Source organism: Mycobacterium sp. PTI7 (assembly GCF_056679845.1).
The window spans coordinates 194,121-208,883 of sequence record NZ_CM155252.1; the positions used below are offsets into that span (position 1 = coordinate 194,121).

The window sequence follows — 14,763 nt, forward strand, 5'->3', positions numbered from 1 at the left end:
CCGAGGGAACCGAACTGCCCGCCGCTGCGTCAAACCCCTACATGGGACAACTCGATGCCGCGCGGATCGACGTCGCGGCTCTGCACGACCTGGCTCGCGGCTACGACACCGTCGCCGACACGGTGACGGCGGCGCGATCGCACCTCACCGGCCTCGCGTTCGACGGGACGGTCGCCGGCCGGTCGCACGCCGCCAGGGGTGACGCGCTGCGGCAGGCCATCGACGGGATCGACGCGATGATGGTCCGCTGGGCCGACACCGCCGCCGAGACCGCCGCCGCGCTGCGGGCCTCCGCCGGCGACTACGTGCGCACCGACGCCGACGCGGCCCGCAGGCTGGTGTGACCGATGGCGGACGTGGCGGCGCGACTCGCGCAGGGACTGCCCGCGGTGGAGAACACCAGCACGTACGTGTCGGCCTGCCGCTCGCTGGGCTTCGCGGGCGTCGCGGACGACGCGCTTCGCGAGCAGTACGGCACCGAGGACGGTCTCGATCTCGCTGCGCTGCAGTCAGATTCCGACGCGCTGGCCCGCGCGGCCGCGACGGCGGACGACGCGGCCCGGTTGCAGTCGGCGCTGACCGCGCGCCTCGCGGGCGCCTGGTCGGGCGCGGGCGGGGTGACGGCCGACGACGTCCTCCGACGCCAGACGGCCGCCGCGGACGCCGCCCGGGACGCCCTGCGCGATGCCGCCGCAGCGACCTCCGCGCTACGGGACGGCCTGTGGGCCGCCGTCGACGCCAAGGTCGACGCGGTGCTCGACGTCGACGACCGGCCCGCGGGCGAGCGCGCCGAGTGGCTCGACGCCGCCCACACCGTCACCACCGGCGCGGGCGACCTCGCCACCGCGAGCGAGCTGGTCGACCAGCGGGTGAAGCCGTTCGTGGACAACGACATCGGCGCCGAGCTGCTGACGGAGATGCGGGCGTCGTTCGACCGGGTCACGTCGGCCTTCGACGCGGCGATCGCGCGCCTGGAGGGGTGTCCGCCTGCGACGTTCGACCCGCCGACCGGTGCCACCGTGCCGGCGGCTGCGACGCCACCGATAGCACCGGTCGCGCCGCCCGCCCCACCGGAACTCGGCGGGATGGGTGGCGGCATGCCGTCATTGGGCTCGGGGATGCCGGGACTCTCGGGGCTGTCCGGGTTCGGTCAGCAGCTGGCGGATCTGATCGGCGGGTTCACCGGAGGTGGGCTGCAGGACGACACGGGGTCCGGCCTGGACGACGAGTTCGACGACCTCGAGGAGCCGGAGGAGCAGGAGGGGCCGGGGGAGGAGGAGGACGACGAGGCCGAGGATCCGCCCGCCGAGGACGAGCCGCCCGCTGAGGACGCGCCCGTCGAGGAGCCGTCCGCAGAGGAGCCGTCCGCCGAGGTGGTTCCCCCACCGCCCGTCGTGACGGAACCCCCACCGCCACCACCAGTAGCCGTACCAGTACCGGTACCCGCCGCGGTGCCCGAGGCACTGCCCGCCGAGAAGACACCGTGCGAGATCGCCGCCGAGGAACTGCCCAGCGTCGGCGAATGAGTGCCGGCCCGGAAGACGAGCGTGGGGCCTGCGCGCCGATCCGCGAGAGATCGGTACGCAGACCCCACGGTCGACGTTGGTGCGGTGAGACCTAGCGGCCGCTGGACTGTCGGCCGGCGCTCTGGTGGCCGCCGCCGTGACGGCTGCCGCCCTGGCGACTGCCGCCCCGCGACGAGCCTGCCGCCGGCGCGCGCCCGCGGCCCGCTCCGCCACCGTTGCCGCCGCCGCGCGGTCCGCGGGACCGGCGGGGACGATCGGACGACGGCTGCATGCCGCGCTGCTCGTCGGTCTCGGGTGCGGTGAGGGCGATGCCACCGGTGAAGCTGCGCTCACCGGGCGAGATCTCCTGCAGCACCGGGTGATCGGCGCCGTTGAACCGGGTGATGGTCGCGGTGACGCCGGCCTTGCGGGTCAGGCTGCGCACGTCGGCGACCTGCTCGCTGAGCATCAGCGTGACGACGGTGCCCTCATTGCCGGCGCGGGCGGTGCGGCCCGAGCGGTGCAGGTAGGCCTTGTGCTCGACCGGCGGGTCGGCGTGCACGACGAGGTTGACGTCGTCGACGTGGATGCCGCGCGCGGCGATGTCGGTGGCGACCATGACGGCGGCCGTGCCGTCGGAGAACGCCGCGAGGTTGCGCGTGCGGGCGTTCTGGGACAGGTTGCCGTGCAGCTCGACGGCGGGCACGCCGCGCGAATTCAGCTTGCGCGCAAGGCCCTTCGCGCCGTACTTGGTGCGGGCGAACACGATGGTGCGGCCGGGCGACGCGGCCAGGTCGGTGAGAACCTCGAAGCGCGAGGCGCTGTCCACGTGCAGCACGTGGTGGACCATCGCGCTGACGGGCGACTGCTCGGAGTCGACGCTGTGCACGATCGGATCGTGCAGGTAGCGCTTGACCAGCACGTCGACGCCGCCGTCGAGCGTGGCGGAGAACAGCAGGCGCTGGCCGTTCTTCGGCGTCTTGTCCATCAGACGCTTGACCGGGGGCAGGAAGCCGAGGTCGGCCATGTGGTCGGCCTCGTCGAGCACGGTGATCTCGACCGCGGACAGGTCGGCGTGACGCGACTGGACGTGGTCCTCGAGGCGGCCCGGGCAGGCGATGACGATGTCGACGCCCCTGCGCAGCTTGTCTATCTGCGGCTGCGCGCCGACGCCACCGAACACGATGACCGAGTTGAGGCCGGTCGCGGCCGCCAGCGGGGCGAGCGACGCCTCGATCTGGGTGACGAGTTCGCGGGTGGGGGCGAGGATCAGCGCGCGGGGCTTGCCGGCCTTGCGGGGCGACGGGTTGGCGGCGAGGCGGGCGACGAGCGGCAGCAGGAAGGCGTAGGTCTTGCCCGAGCCGGTGCGGCCGCGGCCGAGGACGTCACGGCCTGCGAGTGAATCGGGAAGCGTCGCAGCCTGAATGGGGAACGCTTCCTCGATGCCTGCGGCGGTGAGGGTGTTGACGACGGCCGTGGGCAGGCCGAATTCACTGAAAGTTGGCATGGTGGTGTGAAAACTCCGAAAGTCGAGTGGTCGTTCTGCCCGGCGCGGGTGTTTCCGCGGCGCCAAGAGCTGGTCTCGGTGTGAACGAACGAGAAGCGGCAAAAGGCAGAACTGACGATGCCGCTGCAGACACTTTATCCGACCGACGGTGCGGCCCCCAATTAGGAGACGCGCATCACCCCGGTCGGCTACTTCGCCAGTGCGACCAGTTCCTCGACGTAACGGCGCTGTTCGGCGGCGTCGACGCCCATGGGATGCACCAGCATCGTGGTGACGCCCGCCTCGGCGTAGGCGGCGAGGCGTTCCTGCACGAAGCCGCGCGAGCCGACGAGCGAGACGTTGCGGACCAGGTCGTCGGGGACGGCGTCGATGGCCTCGGCCTTGTTGCCGGCCAGGTAGAGGTCCTGGATGCGGTCGGCGACCTCGCCGAAGCCGTAGCGGGTGGCGAGGTTGTGATAGAAGTTCTTGCCCCGCGCGCCCATGCCGCCGATGTACAGCGCCAGTTGCGGCTTGGCCCAGGCCAACCGGTCCTCGACGTCGTCGCCGATGGCCAGCGGCGCCGAGACCATGACGTCGAGCGCGCCGAGTGCGGGATCGCGCTTGGCGTTGCCGGCGCGAAGCGAGTCGCCCCACACCGCGTCGACCTTCTCGGGGTAGAAGAACACCGGCTGCCAGCCCTCGGCGATCTCGGCGGTCAGCTCGACGTTCTTCGGTCCGAGCGCAGCGATCGTGATCGGAATGTGTTCGCGGACGGGGTGATTGATGAGGTGCAGCGACTTGCCCAGGCCGGTGCCGCGCTCCGCGGGCAGCGGGACCTGGTAGTGCTTGCCCTCGTAGGCGAGGTTCTCGCGGCGCCACACCTGGCGGCAGATGTCGACGACCTCGCGGGTGCGGCCGATCGGCGCGTCGAACGGGACGCCGTGGAAGCCCTCGACGACCTGCGGTCCGGAGGTGCCGAGCCCGAGGTGGAAGCGGCCGTCGGACACGTAGTCGAGGCCGGCCGCCGTCATCGCCATCAGGGCGGGGGTGCGGGTGTAGATGGGGACGACGCCGGTGCCCAGTTCGATGGTCGAGGTCTTGGCGGCGAGGTAGCCGAGCTGGCTGACCGCGTCGTAGGAGTACGCCTCGGCGACCAGGGCGATGTCGACGCCGATCTTCTCGAATTCGACGACCTCTTCGGCGGCCTCGCGGAAGCCGTCGGCGTAGCTCAAGAAGATTCCGGTGCGCATCATGGCTTTATACCCGGCCTACGGCTTCAGGAGCGCGACGACCTTGTTCTCGATGTCCACGGCGTCGTCCGCGAACGGGTCGAGCACCTCGGTCTTGGGCAGCGCCGCCTCGCCGTCGGCGAACTCGCGGTAGGTCTTGTCGTCGGCCAGTTCGGCCAGCAGGTATCCCGTGAGCAGGCCGCGGACGATCTTCTGGGTGCCCTTGTCCGCGCCGGGGAGCTTCACCAGGCGGGCCATCCGGCGGCCCTCGACCACGCCGCCCGCCGTCACGTCCTTGACCGCGCGCAGCGTCGCCGGCCGCCACGCGCGTGCCAGTTCCACGGCGTTCGAGCGCAGCGACATCGGATCGCCGGGATCGGCCAGGATCAGTCCGGGGACCCGCAGGCTCGACGCCGGTTGTACGGCGGGCGGGCTGGTCACCGACGGGAACAGTGCGGCGACCGCCTTCAGCCGGTTCGGCATGCCGGCCGCGGCGAACACCGCCGCCGATCCGCCGAAGCCGTGACCGACGACACCCAGCTTGGCGGGGTGGACGCTGATCTTTCCGGCGCCGAGGCGCACCCCGGAGACGATGTCGAGCGTGGTGCCCAGGTCGAAGGCCAGGTTGAGGACCGACGGCGCGATGCTCTTCTCGGTGTTCGGGGCGGCGGCGACGATTCCCCAGGACGCGAGGTGTTCCAGCAGTCCGTGGTATCGGTGGGCGGCCGCGATCCAGTCGTGTCCGAAGGCGATGGCGGGCAGGTTGAGCCCCGACTCGGGCGTGAACACGGTCCCGGGTAGGCCGGCGAAGGCCAGGTCACCGCGCAGAACGCGGTGCGGGCCCCGCCGGGTCAAGGAAGCGAACAGCTTCTTCGTCTTGGCCACGGGTTGAACCTATCCCACGGCCGACGAGTCGGGTGATCGACCGCCACTGCACTATTCTCGACCCCGTGTGTGGAATCGTCGGCTACGTCGGACAGCGTCCTGCCCGCGGCATCGTCGTCGACGCGCTGCGCCGGATGGAGTACCGGGGCTATGACTCCTCGGGCATCGCCCTGCTGGACGGCGCGGGTGGGCTGACCGTCCGCAGGCGCGCCGGACGACTGGCGAACCTGGAGGCCGCGCTCGACGAGGCCGACGGCGACGCGCTCGTCGGCAACGCCGGGATGGGCCACACCCGCTGGGCGACCCACGGCAGGCCCACCGACCGCAACGCCCACCCGCACCGTGACGCCGCGGGCAAGATCGCCGTCGTCCACAACGGCATCATCGAGAACTACGCCGTCCTCCGTGCCGAGCTGGAGACCGCGGGCATCGAGTTCGCCAGCGACACCGACACCGAGGTCGCGGTGCACCTGGTGTCCCACGAGTACCGCACCGGGGAGCACGCGGGCGACTTCCCGGCGTCGGTGCTGGCCGTGCTGCGCAGGCTGGAGGGCCACTTCACCCTCGTCTTCGCCAACGCCGACGACCCCGGCACGATCGTCGCCGCCCGGCGGTCCACTCCGCTGGTGGTCGGTGTCGGGGACGGCGAGATGTTCATCGGGTCCGACGTCGCGGCGTTCATCGAACACACCCGCGAGGCCGTGGAACTCGGCCAGGACCAGGCCGTCGTGATCACCGCCGACGGATACTCCATCACCGACTTCGACGGCGCCGACGCCTCCGACCGGGCCCGGCCGTTCCACATCGACTGGGACCTCTCGGCCGCCGAGAAGGGCGGCTACGACTACTTCATGCTCAAGGAGATCGCCGAGCAGCCGACGGCCGTGGCCGACACGCTGCTCGGACACTTCGTGGACGGTCGCATCGTGCTCGACGAGCAGCGCCTCTCCGATCAGGAACTCCGCGAGATCGACAAGGTCTTCATCGTCGCGTGCGGCACGGCCTACCACTCGGGCCTGCTCGCGAAGTACGCCATCGAGCACTGGACGCGGCTGCCGGTCGAGGTCGAACTCGCCAGCGAGTTCCGCTACCGCGACCCCGTGCTGGACCGCAGCACGCTGGTGATCGCCATCTCGCAGTCCGGCGAGACCGCCGACACGCTCGAGGCCGTCCGGCACGCCAAGGACCAGAAGGCCAAGGTGCTTGCGGTCTGCAACACCAACGGCAGCCAGATCCCGCGCGAGGCCGACGCCGTGCTCTACACGCGGGCGGGACCGGAGATCGGCGTCGCATCGACCAAGACGTTCCTGGCCCAGGTCGCCGCCAACTACCTCGTCGGGCTCGCGCTGGCGCAGGCGCGCGGCACCAAGTACCCGGACGAGGTCGAACGCGAGTACCTCGCACTCGAGGCGATGAGCGACCAGGTGGCCCGCGTGCTGTCGTGCATGGAGCCCGTCACCGAGCTGGCCCGCAAGTTCGCGTCGTCGTCGACGGTGCTGTTCCTGGGCCGCCACGTCGGCTACCCGGTGGCCCTCGAGGGTGCGCTGAAGCTGAAGGAACTGGCGTACATGCACGCCGAGGGGTTCGCGGCCGGTGAACTCAAGCACGGCCCGATCGCGCTGATCGAGGACGACCTGCCGGTCATCGTGGTGATGCCGTCGCCGAAGAACGCCGCGGTGCTGCACAGCAAGCTGCTGAGCAACATCCGCGAGATCCAGGCCCGCGGCGCGATCACCATCGTGATCGCCGAGGAGGGCGACGAAACGGTCCGCCCGCACGCCGACCACCTCATCGAGATCCCCGCCGTCTCGACGCTGTTGCAGCCGCTGCTCTCGACCATCCCCATGCAGGTCTTCGCCGCGGGCGTCGCACGCGCACGCGGGTACGACGTGGACAAGCCCCGCAACCTCGCCAAGTCGGTCACCGTCGAGTAGGCGTCCCGTGACCGGCGTCGGGCACTTCCGCAGCGAGGCTGCGCGCGCCCACTTCGACGCCGCGTACGAGGCGGCGATGGCGGTCCTGCCGGATCGGGAGAGCCGTGATGTCCCGACGACGTTCGGCGACGTCCGGGTGTACCGCTTCGACGGCCCCGACGGCCGCCCGGTGGTCCTGCTGCCCGGCCGCAACGCCTCGACGCCGATGTGGGCGGCGAACCTGCCCGGCCTGCTCGCCCGTCGGACCGTCCACTGCGTCGATCTGCTCGGTGAGCCGGGCCGTTCCCGGCAGCGCCGACCCGTCACCGGCGGGGCGGATCAGGCGCGCTGGCTCGACGATCTGCTGGCGGGGTTGGACCTCGACTCGGCGCACGTGCTCGGGGTGTCGTTCGGCGGGTGGTCCGCCGTCAACCTCGCCGTCCGCCGTCCACGTCGGGTGGCGTCGCTGACCCTGCTCGACCCGGTGCTGGTGTTCGGTCCGATCCCGGTGCGCACCATGGTGGCGGTGGTGCCGGTGAGCCTCCCGGGTGCACCGGAGTGGCTGCGGCGCAGGATCCTTCGCTGGATCGCGGGCGGCGCCGACGTCGACGACTCGGATCCGGTGGCCCGGCTCGTCGAGGCGGGGTCCGTCGACTTCGTGCTGAGCCAGCCCCATCCGACGAGGTTCACCGCAGACGAACTGCGAGGCATCGACGTGCCGGTGCTGGCGCTGCTCGCGGGGCGTAGCGTCATCCACGACGCGCGCCGGGCGGCCGTCGAGGCGCGAGAGGTGTTGCGCCACGGCGAGGTCGAGCTGTGGGACGACGCCTCGCATGCCATCAACGGCGAGTTCCCCGAGCGAATCGCCGAGCGCGCCTGCCGGTTCTGGGACCGCGTCGACGGCTAGAGGTGCTCCGCCAGGAACGGCCGGACGAGCGCGACCACCTCGTCGAGCCGGCTCTCCAGTAGGAAGTGGCCGCCGTCGAGCAGGTGCACCGCGGCGTCCGGGAGGTCGCGCGCGAAGGCCCGGGCGCCGTCGGGTCCGAAGATCTGGTCGTTGCGACCCCACGCCGCCAGCAGCGGCACCCGGGACGCCCGGAAGTACTCGTGCACCGCGGGATACAGCTCCACGTTGCTGATGTAGTCGGCGAACAGGGCGAGTTGCGCGTCGACCCGTTCCGGCGTCGAGGCGGTCGACTGCCAGGCCGTCGCCCACGCGTCCGGGTCGACGGTGTCCGGGTCCGGGACGCCGTGCGTGAACTGCCATTCGAGGCCGTCCGGGCTGATCAGCGCCCGCAGCGGCTCGGCGTTGGCCTCGGTGCGGTCCCGGCCGTAGACGAACAGCGGTTCCATCGCGTCGCCCACGAAGCCCTCGACGTAGGCGTTGCCGTTCTGCGTGACGACGGCCGCGATGCGCTCGGGATGGCGCAGCGCCAGCCGCCACCCGACCGGCGCGCCGTAGTCCTGGACGTAGAGGGCGTAGCGGTCGAGGCCGAGGTGGTCGAGCAGTGCGTCGACGTGGTCGGCGAGCGCGTCGAAGGTGTAGTCGAACTCGTCGGTGCCCGGGACGTCGGAGTGTCCGAAGCCGGGATAGTCCGGCGCGATCACGTGGTAGCGATCGGCGAGCGCGGGAATCAGGTTGCGGTACATGTGCGAACTCGCGGGCGTGCCGTGCAGCAGCACCACCGCGGGAGCGTCCGCCGGCCCCGCCTCGCGGTAGAAGAGCCGGCGTCCGAGCACCTCGGCGTGGCGGTGGTGGGTGACCATGTCTAACTCCCTCGGTCAAGTATGGCGGTTAGGCCCAGTCAAGCGGCCCGTGCCTAACCTGTCAAGCGGTATATGATGGTTAGATGAACGCGGACGACGTCGAGGCGGTGCTGCTCGACCTGCTGAACACCACGCCCGTCGTCGACGATCGGCCCACCGACGTGCTGGACGGGGAGTGGTTGCGGGCCCACGGGGCGTCCGGGCGGCGCCTCGCCGACGTGCGCCGCCTCCGCGACGACCTGCAGCGAGTGGTCCGCGGTGACGTCGCGGCCGACGTGCTCGCGCCGTACCTGGTGGGCGTCGTCCGGGTCCCGAGAATCGTCGACGGCGCGCTCGAGTGGCGGCTCGACGCCGACTGGCCAGCCCGCCTCGTCCTCGCCTGGGGCGACCTCGAGGCGGCCATGCCCGGGCGGTTGCGGCCGTGCGCCAACGGCGAGTGCAACCTGTTCCTGCTGGACCGCAGCCGTGCGGGCACCGCGCGGTGGTGCTCGATGGAGGTGTGCGGCAACCGGATGAAGGCCCGGCGCCACTACGGCCGGGTGAAGGGCTGAGCCCTAGAGGTCCCGGATGCGCCTCTCGGTGACGTCCTCGGCGGCGCGGGCGAACGCGGCGAGATCGGCGAGTGCCGCGGCGTCGAAGGCCGACATCAGGCCGGCCAGGTCGGCGTTGAGCGGAGCGTACAGCGCTGCGACACGGTCGATCCCGTCGCCGGCGGCCTCGATGATCACGCGGCGCCGGTCGTGGGGATCGGGTGTGCGCGTCACGTAACCGGCGGCCAGCAGCCGGTCCAGCATGCGGGTGGTGGCACCGGTGGTCAGGTTGATCCGCTTGGCGAGTTCACCCGGCGTCGACGGCCCGAAGCGGCTCAGGACGTAGAGGCATTGCGTCTCGGTCGGCGACACCCCGATCGCGCGGGCGACCAGATCGTTGTACTGCGCCACCAGGACCTGCCACCCGGCCAGCGCCTCGAGTGCGTCGCGTACCGCCGCCGCGCGGCCCTTCTCGCCCACCGTGCCATCCTCGGGTTGACTGCATGACGCAATAGTTGCATCATGCAGATGATGTTCAGTGCAATCAATCGTATCGCGGAAGGCTCGCCATGCCCGACTACTCCGGCTCCCTGATCGACCACCTCAACATCGCGGTACCCGACCTCGACCGTTCGTCCGCGTTCTACGGGCCCGTGCTCGAGACCCTCGGCATCACCAGACTCCTCACCGTCGCCCCGACGGCAGGCCAACTCGCGATGCACGGCTTCGGACGGCATCCCAAGCCGTTCTTCTGGCTCGTCGCCGACGGCAGGGTGGGCGACAACGTGCACCTCGCCTTCACCGCCGAGAATCGCGACGCCGTTCGCGCGTTCTACGACGCGGCGATGACGGCAGGCGCACGCTCGCTGATCGCACCGGGCCTGCGACCCGAGTACCAACCCGACTACTACGGCGCCTTCGTCCTCGACCCGGACGGCATCAACCTCGAGGCGGTCTGTCACCACCCGGAGTGACGCGTTTCTCCCCGCGCCGACCGGGCATGTGAGCGGGTGTCAGCATCCGCCCACGACCCAAGGAGCAACATGGTCGCCTCCACCAGCCGCGCGCGCGTCGAGGACGCCCTCAACGACGCGGACTTCCCCGCGGACAAGGACCGACTACTCGCCGTCGCCGACCGCAACGGCGCAGACCAGGACACCCTCGGTGCGCTACGGGCGATACCGCCCGAGGAGTACCGCAACCTCGGCGAGGTACTCGCCTCCGTCACCCACGACGACGGCCTGACCGACGCAGAGAAGGCGCAAGCCGGAACCCTGCCCGATCACCCGGGGCGGGCGCAGGCCGGCAAGGACATCCCGCCGGTCAACCCGATCGTCGAAGAACTCGGCGAGAATCGCAAGGCCTGAGTGCGCGCTGTGAGTTTCCCCGACGTTCTCCTGCGGTAGCCGTCCGCATGGAATCCTGACGGGGATGCGCCACTACTACTCCGCCGACGCGATCCGGAACGCCGAAGCGCCGCTGCTGGCGTCGCTTCCCGAGGGGGGCCTCATGCGCCGGGCCGCCTACGGCCTGGCGGTCGCGATCGCCCGGGAACTCGGCACGGTCGCCGGGCGTCGGGTGTGCGCGGTCGTCGGGTCCGGCGACAACGGCGGAGATGCGCTCTGGGCCGCGACGTTCCTCCGGCGCCGCGGCGCCGCAGTCACCGCCGTCCTGCTGAACCCCGACCGGGCGCACGCCGGTGGACTGGCCGCCTTCCGTGCCGCCGGCGGCCGCATCGTCGAGACCGTGCCGCAGGCAACGGATCTGGTGATCGACGGCGTCGTCGGCATCTCCGCGTCGGGGTCGCTGCGGCCCGGTGCCGCCGAGCTGTTCGCCGACGTCGACGACCGCCGGATCCCGGTGGTCTCGGTCGACCTGCCCAGCGGGCTCGACGTCCAGACCGGCGCAGCCGACGGGCCGCACGTCACCGCGACGCTCACCGTGACGTTCGGCGGCCTCAAACCCGTTCACGCGCTGGGCGAGTGCGGCCGCGTCGAACTCGTCGACATCGGACTGGACCTTCCCGAGTCCGACGTCCGCGCACTCGACGCCGCCGACGTCGAGGCCCGCTGGCCCATGCCGGGCGCCCGCGACGACAAGTACACCCAGGGCGTCACCGGTGTGATGGCCGGGTCCGCGACGTACCCGGGTGCGGCCATCCTGTGCACCGGCGCCGCCGTCGCGGCCACCTCCGGCATGGTCCGGTACGCGGGAACCGCTGCCGCCGAGGTGGTCTCGCACTGGCCGGAGGTCATCGCGACGTCTTCCGTCGGCGCCGCCGGCCGGGTCCAGGCGTGGGTGGTCGGACCGGGTCTGGGCACCGACGAGGCCGGTGCCGCCGCCCTGTCCTTCGCGTTGAGCACCGACCTGCCGGTGATCGTCGACGCAGACGGCCTCACGCTCCTGGCCGCCCACCCCGACCTGGTGTCGGGGCGGTCCGCGCCGACCGTCCTCACCCCGCACGCGGGGGAGTTCGCCCGCCTGGCCGGGCATCCGCCGGGCGACGACCGTGTGGCCGCCACCCGCCGACTGGCCGACGCGTTCGGCGCGACCGTGCTGCTCAAGGGCAGGGTCACCGTGATCGCCGAACCCGGCGGGGGCACCGTCCACGTCAACGACGCCGGGCAGTCCTGGGCGGCCACCGCCGGATCGGGCGACGTGCTGTCGGGGATGGTCGGCGCCCTGCTCGCCTCGGGACTGCCGCCCGGCGAGGCGGCCGCGTCGGCCGCATTCGTGCACGCCCGTGCGGCGGGCATCGCCGCCGCCGACCCCGGTCCGGCCTCGGCACCGGTCTCCGCATCGAGGATTCTCGACCACGTCCGTGCGTCGATTGCCGCGCTCTAACCCACCCGAGGAGACCGTCACCCATGTCGTCACGCAGGCACCGCCCGACGTCGTCGATCGCCCCCGCCTACACCGGACGGCTGTCGACCGCACCGGTGCCCGCACTGCGCCTGCCGGACGAGCCGATGGACCCGCAGGCGGCGTACCGCTACATCCACGACGAGCTGATGCTCGACGGCAGTTCGCGGCTCAACCTCGCGACGTTCGTGACGACGTGGATGGACCCCGAGGCCGAGAAGCTGATGGCCGAGACGTTCGACAAGAACATGATCGACAAGGACGAGTACCCGGCGACGGCCGCCATCGAGCAGCGGTGCGTGTCGATGGTGGCGGACCTGTTCCACGCCGAGGGCCTGCGCGACGACGACCCCGCGAGTGCCATCGGGGCGTCGACGGTGGGCTCGAGCGAGGCCGTGATGCTTGCCGGCCTGGCCATGAGCTGGCGGTGGCGGCAGAAGGTCGGCGACGGCGAGAACGGGTGGCGCACCCGTCGGCCCAACCTGATCATGGGCTCCAACGTGCAGGTGGTGTGGGAGAAGTTCTGCCGCTACTTCGACGTCGAGCCGATCTACCTGCCGATGGAGGAGGGGCGCTACGTCATCACCCCGGAGCAGGTCCTCGGCGCCGTCACCGAGGACACGATCGGCGTGGTCGCCATCCTGGGCACCACCTACACCGGTGAACTCGAACCGATCGCCGAGATCTGCGCCGCCCTCGACACGCTGGCCGCCGACGGCACGCTGGACGTACCGGTCCACGTCGACGCCGCCAGCGGTGGCTTCGTGGTGCCGTTCCTGCACCCGGAGGTGGCGTGGGACTTCCGGCTGCCCCGGGTCGTCTCGATCAACGTCAGCGGGCACAAGTACGGGCTGACCTACCCGGGCATCGGTTTTGTGGTGTGGCGCAGCGCCGAGCACCTGCCCGACGAGTTGGTGTTCCGGGTCAACTACCTCGGTGGCGACATGCCGACGTTCACGCTGAACTTCTCCAAGGGCGGCAACCAGGTCATCGGCCAGTACTACAACTTCCTGCGCCTCGGCCGGGCCGGATACTCGCAGGTCATGCACAGCCTGTCCGACACAGCGCGGTGGCTCGGCGACCAGCTCCGCACCAGCGAGCACTTCGAGCTGATCTCCGACGGGTCGGCCATCCCCGTCGTCGCCTTCCGGCTGGCCGGGGACCGCGCCTACACCGAGTTCGACGTGTCGCATGCGCTGCGGTCCTTCGGCTGGCAGGTGCCCGCGTACACGATGCCGGACGACGCCACCGACGTGACGGTGCTGCGGGTGGTGGTGCGCGAGGGCTTCTCCGCCGACCTCGCCCGCGCGCTGCGCGACGACATGCTGACGGTGCTCAAGACGCTCGACGAGCTGAAGCCGAACGGTCACTTCGACGGCGTGCAGCCCTTCGCGCACTGAGGCGGCTCAGCAGGCCGGGGTCGGCAGCCCGTCGAGGCGGATCATCCCGGCCACGCTGGGGGCGAACTTGCCTCCGGGGGCCTGCAGCTGAAGGGCCACGGTGCCACCACGCATGCCCACGACGACGGGATCCACGTCGGCCACGGCGCCCGATCGCGCGTCGACGAGCATGGCGCCGAAGGCGACGTACCGTCCGTCGACCCAGACCGTCGGCCTGAAGGCGCCGTCGCCGCGTGCCATCCTGCCGGTGTCGAGCCGAACCAACCCGCCATCCGGCGACCACCAGGCGACGCCGGTGCCACCGTCGGTGACGCCGGTGATCCACGCGTATGCCTCGCCGTCGGTCGCCAGGGTCCACCGATCGTCCGGGCGGACCACCGCGGCGACGCCGTCGGGCAGTCGGCGGGACGGCCGGAAGACGTGCTCCACGGGGCTGTTTCGCGAGTACGCGATGCCGTCCGGGATGGCGCGGACGTCGCGCATGGGGCCCGCCTCGACCCGAGCCACGGTGCCGGTCTGGAGGTCGAAGGAACGCAGGACGCCCTCGTCGCTCGGGTAGGTGTCGCGGGTGATCCAGAAGACCGCGTCGTCGGAGAGTGCGAAGGAGTCGAGGGTCGGGCCGCCGGTGAGGTGGTCGGCGTCGGAACTCTCCACGACCGTCCGTACCGAGCGGTCCCGGCGATCGATCACGTCGATGCGGGTCAGCGTGGGCAGCGCGCCGTTCGTCCCGGCCGGCGCGTCCGGGGATGGGCGCCGGAACCTCTCCACGCCGACGACGATCCATCGGTCGTCGAGCGCCGCGAATCCGGGTCGGTCCCGGTCGGGATCCGGCGGCGAGTACACCGTCGTCACCGATCCCTCGGGCGAGACGATCAGCAGGTCGCGCGATGCGGCGTCGTCGCGCGCGGCCGCCACCTCGCCGCCGGGACCGACCGCGAGCGTCGTCGTCGAGCCGCCGGTGTCGACCCCGCTCGTCGCGAAGGCCTCCTGCCACGGCTGCGACAGCACCGCGGTACACGCGGTCAGGTCACGCGCCGACGGTGCCGCGCCGGGAGGATCGGAGGCGTCGGAGCACGCCGCCAGGACTGGGATGATCAGCAGGATCCCGACGCGTCGAACCAGGTCACCGCTCATCTTCTGACGGTAGGGTCGCCGCCGGACGTTGTACAGACCGCCGGTTCTGAAA

General features: G+C 71.4%; 15 protein-coding genes. 9 read left to right on the plus strand and 6 right to left on the minus strand.

The window, feature by feature from the left end; genetic code table 11:
• Positions 1 to 41: 41 nt before the first annotated feature.
• On the plus strand, positions 42 to 344 hold the full coding sequence (locus tag AC1MEY_RS00930) for a type VII secretion target (RefSeq protein WP_480228885.1): 303 nt from the start codon (positions 42 to 44) through the stop codon (positions 342 to 344).
• A 3-nt stretch (positions 345 to 347) separates the two neighbouring features.
• Positions 348 to 1,526 (plus strand): hypothetical protein, encoded by a 1,179-nt coding sequence (locus tag AC1MEY_RS00935; protein ID WP_480228886.1) that lies wholly within the window; start codon positions 348 to 350, stop codon positions 1,524 to 1,526.
• Between the two features lie 91 nt (positions 1,527 to 1,617).
• On the opposite strand, the gene AC1MEY_RS00940 is transcribed toward AC1MEY_RS00935, so the two are convergent.
• The 3 genes from AC1MEY_RS00940 to AC1MEY_RS00950 form a co-directional block, all read right to left on the minus strand.
• Entirely contained in the window at positions 1,618 to 3,012 is a 1,395-nt protein-coding gene (locus AC1MEY_RS00940; protein WP_480228887.1) for a DEAD/DEAH box helicase, read from the minus strand.
• A 188-nt stretch (positions 3,013 to 3,200) separates the two neighbouring features.
• The gene (locus AC1MEY_RS00945; protein ID WP_480228888.1) at positions 3,201 to 4,241 is read right to left on the minus strand and encodes an LLM class F420-dependent oxidoreductase; all 1,041 of its coding nucleotides are present in this window, start codon (positions 4,239 to 4,241) and stop codon (positions 3,201 to 3,203) included.
• Between the two features lie 18 nt (positions 4,242 to 4,259).
• Positions 4,260 to 5,105 carry a dienelactone hydrolase family protein gene (locus tag AC1MEY_RS00950; RefSeq protein WP_480228889.1) on the minus strand — a complete coding sequence of 282 codons (846 nt, stop codon included), beginning with the start codon at positions 5,103 to 5,105 and terminating at the stop codon, positions 4,260 to 4,262.
• A gap of 65 nt (positions 5,106 to 5,170) precedes the next feature.
• On the opposite strand from AC1MEY_RS00950, the gene glmS reads away from it, so the two are divergent.
• On the plus strand, positions 5,171 to 7,039 hold the full coding sequence (gene glmS / locus AC1MEY_RS00955) for a glutamine--fructose-6-phosphate transaminase (isomerizing) (protein ID WP_480228890.1): 1,869 nt from the start codon (positions 5,171 to 5,173) through the stop codon (positions 7,037 to 7,039).
• 7 nt (positions 7,040 to 7,046) lie between these two features.
• A complete protein-coding gene (locus AC1MEY_RS00960) occupies positions 7,047 to 7,925 on the plus strand; it encodes an alpha/beta fold hydrolase (RefSeq protein WP_480228891.1) in 879 nt (292 codons plus the stop codon).
• Here the strand turns inward: AC1MEY_RS00960 and AC1MEY_RS00965 are convergent.
• Positions 7,922 to 8,785: an alpha/beta fold hydrolase gene (locus tag AC1MEY_RS00965; protein ID WP_480228892.1), complete on the minus strand. Its 864-nt coding sequence runs from the start codon at positions 8,783 to 8,785 to the stop codon at positions 7,922 to 7,924. The genes AC1MEY_RS00960 and AC1MEY_RS00965 overlap by 4 nt on opposite strands.
• An 83-nt stretch (positions 8,786 to 8,868) precedes the next feature.
• Here AC1MEY_RS00965 and AC1MEY_RS00970 point away from each other — a divergent pair, with 83 nt between their 5' ends.
• A complete protein-coding gene (locus AC1MEY_RS00970) occupies positions 8,869 to 9,336 on the plus strand; it encodes a CGNR zinc finger domain-containing protein (protein WP_480228893.1) in 468 nt (155 codons plus the stop codon).
• Positions 9,337 to 9,339: 3 nt separating this feature from the next.
• Here the strand turns inward: AC1MEY_RS00970 and AC1MEY_RS00975 are convergent, their stop codons facing one another.
• Entirely contained in the window at positions 9,340 to 9,795 is a 456-nt protein-coding gene (locus AC1MEY_RS00975; protein ID WP_480228894.1) for a MarR family transcriptional regulator, read from the minus strand.
• A 110-nt stretch (positions 9,796 to 9,905) separates the two neighbouring features.
• On the opposite strand from AC1MEY_RS00975, the gene AC1MEY_RS00980 reads away from it, so the two are divergent.
• From AC1MEY_RS00980 to gad, 4 genes are all read left to right on the plus strand, one after another.
• Positions 9,906 to 10,289, plus strand: a complete 384-nt coding sequence (locus AC1MEY_RS00980) for a VOC family protein (RefSeq protein ID WP_480231733.1) — start codon at positions 9,906 to 9,908, stop codon at positions 10,287 to 10,289.
• Between the two features lie 69 nt (positions 10,290 to 10,358).
• Positions 10,359 to 10,682: a DUF2795 domain-containing protein gene (locus AC1MEY_RS00985; RefSeq protein ID WP_480228895.1), complete on the plus strand. Its 324-nt coding sequence runs from the start codon at positions 10,359 to 10,361 to the stop codon at positions 10,680 to 10,682.
• A gap of 64 nt (positions 10,683 to 10,746) precedes the next feature.
• Positions 10,747 to 12,159 carry an NAD(P)H-hydrate dehydratase gene (locus AC1MEY_RS00990; protein WP_480228896.1) on the plus strand — a complete coding sequence of 471 codons (1,413 nt, stop codon included), beginning with the start codon at positions 10,747 to 10,749 and terminating at the stop codon, positions 12,157 to 12,159.
• A gap of 23 nt (positions 12,160 to 12,182) precedes the next feature.
• On the plus strand, positions 12,183 to 13,577 hold the full coding sequence (gene gad, locus AC1MEY_RS00995; RefSeq protein ID WP_480228897.1) for a glutamate decarboxylase: 1,395 nt from the start codon (positions 12,183 to 12,185) through the stop codon (positions 13,575 to 13,577).
• Positions 13,578 to 13,583: 6 nt separating this feature from the next.
• On the opposite strand, the gene AC1MEY_RS01000 is transcribed toward gad, so the two are convergent.
• A complete protein-coding gene (locus AC1MEY_RS01000; protein WP_480228898.1) occupies positions 13,584 to 14,711 on the minus strand; it encodes a hypothetical protein in 1,128 nt (375 codons plus the stop codon).
• Between the last annotated feature and the right edge of the window lie 52 nt (positions 14,712 to 14,763).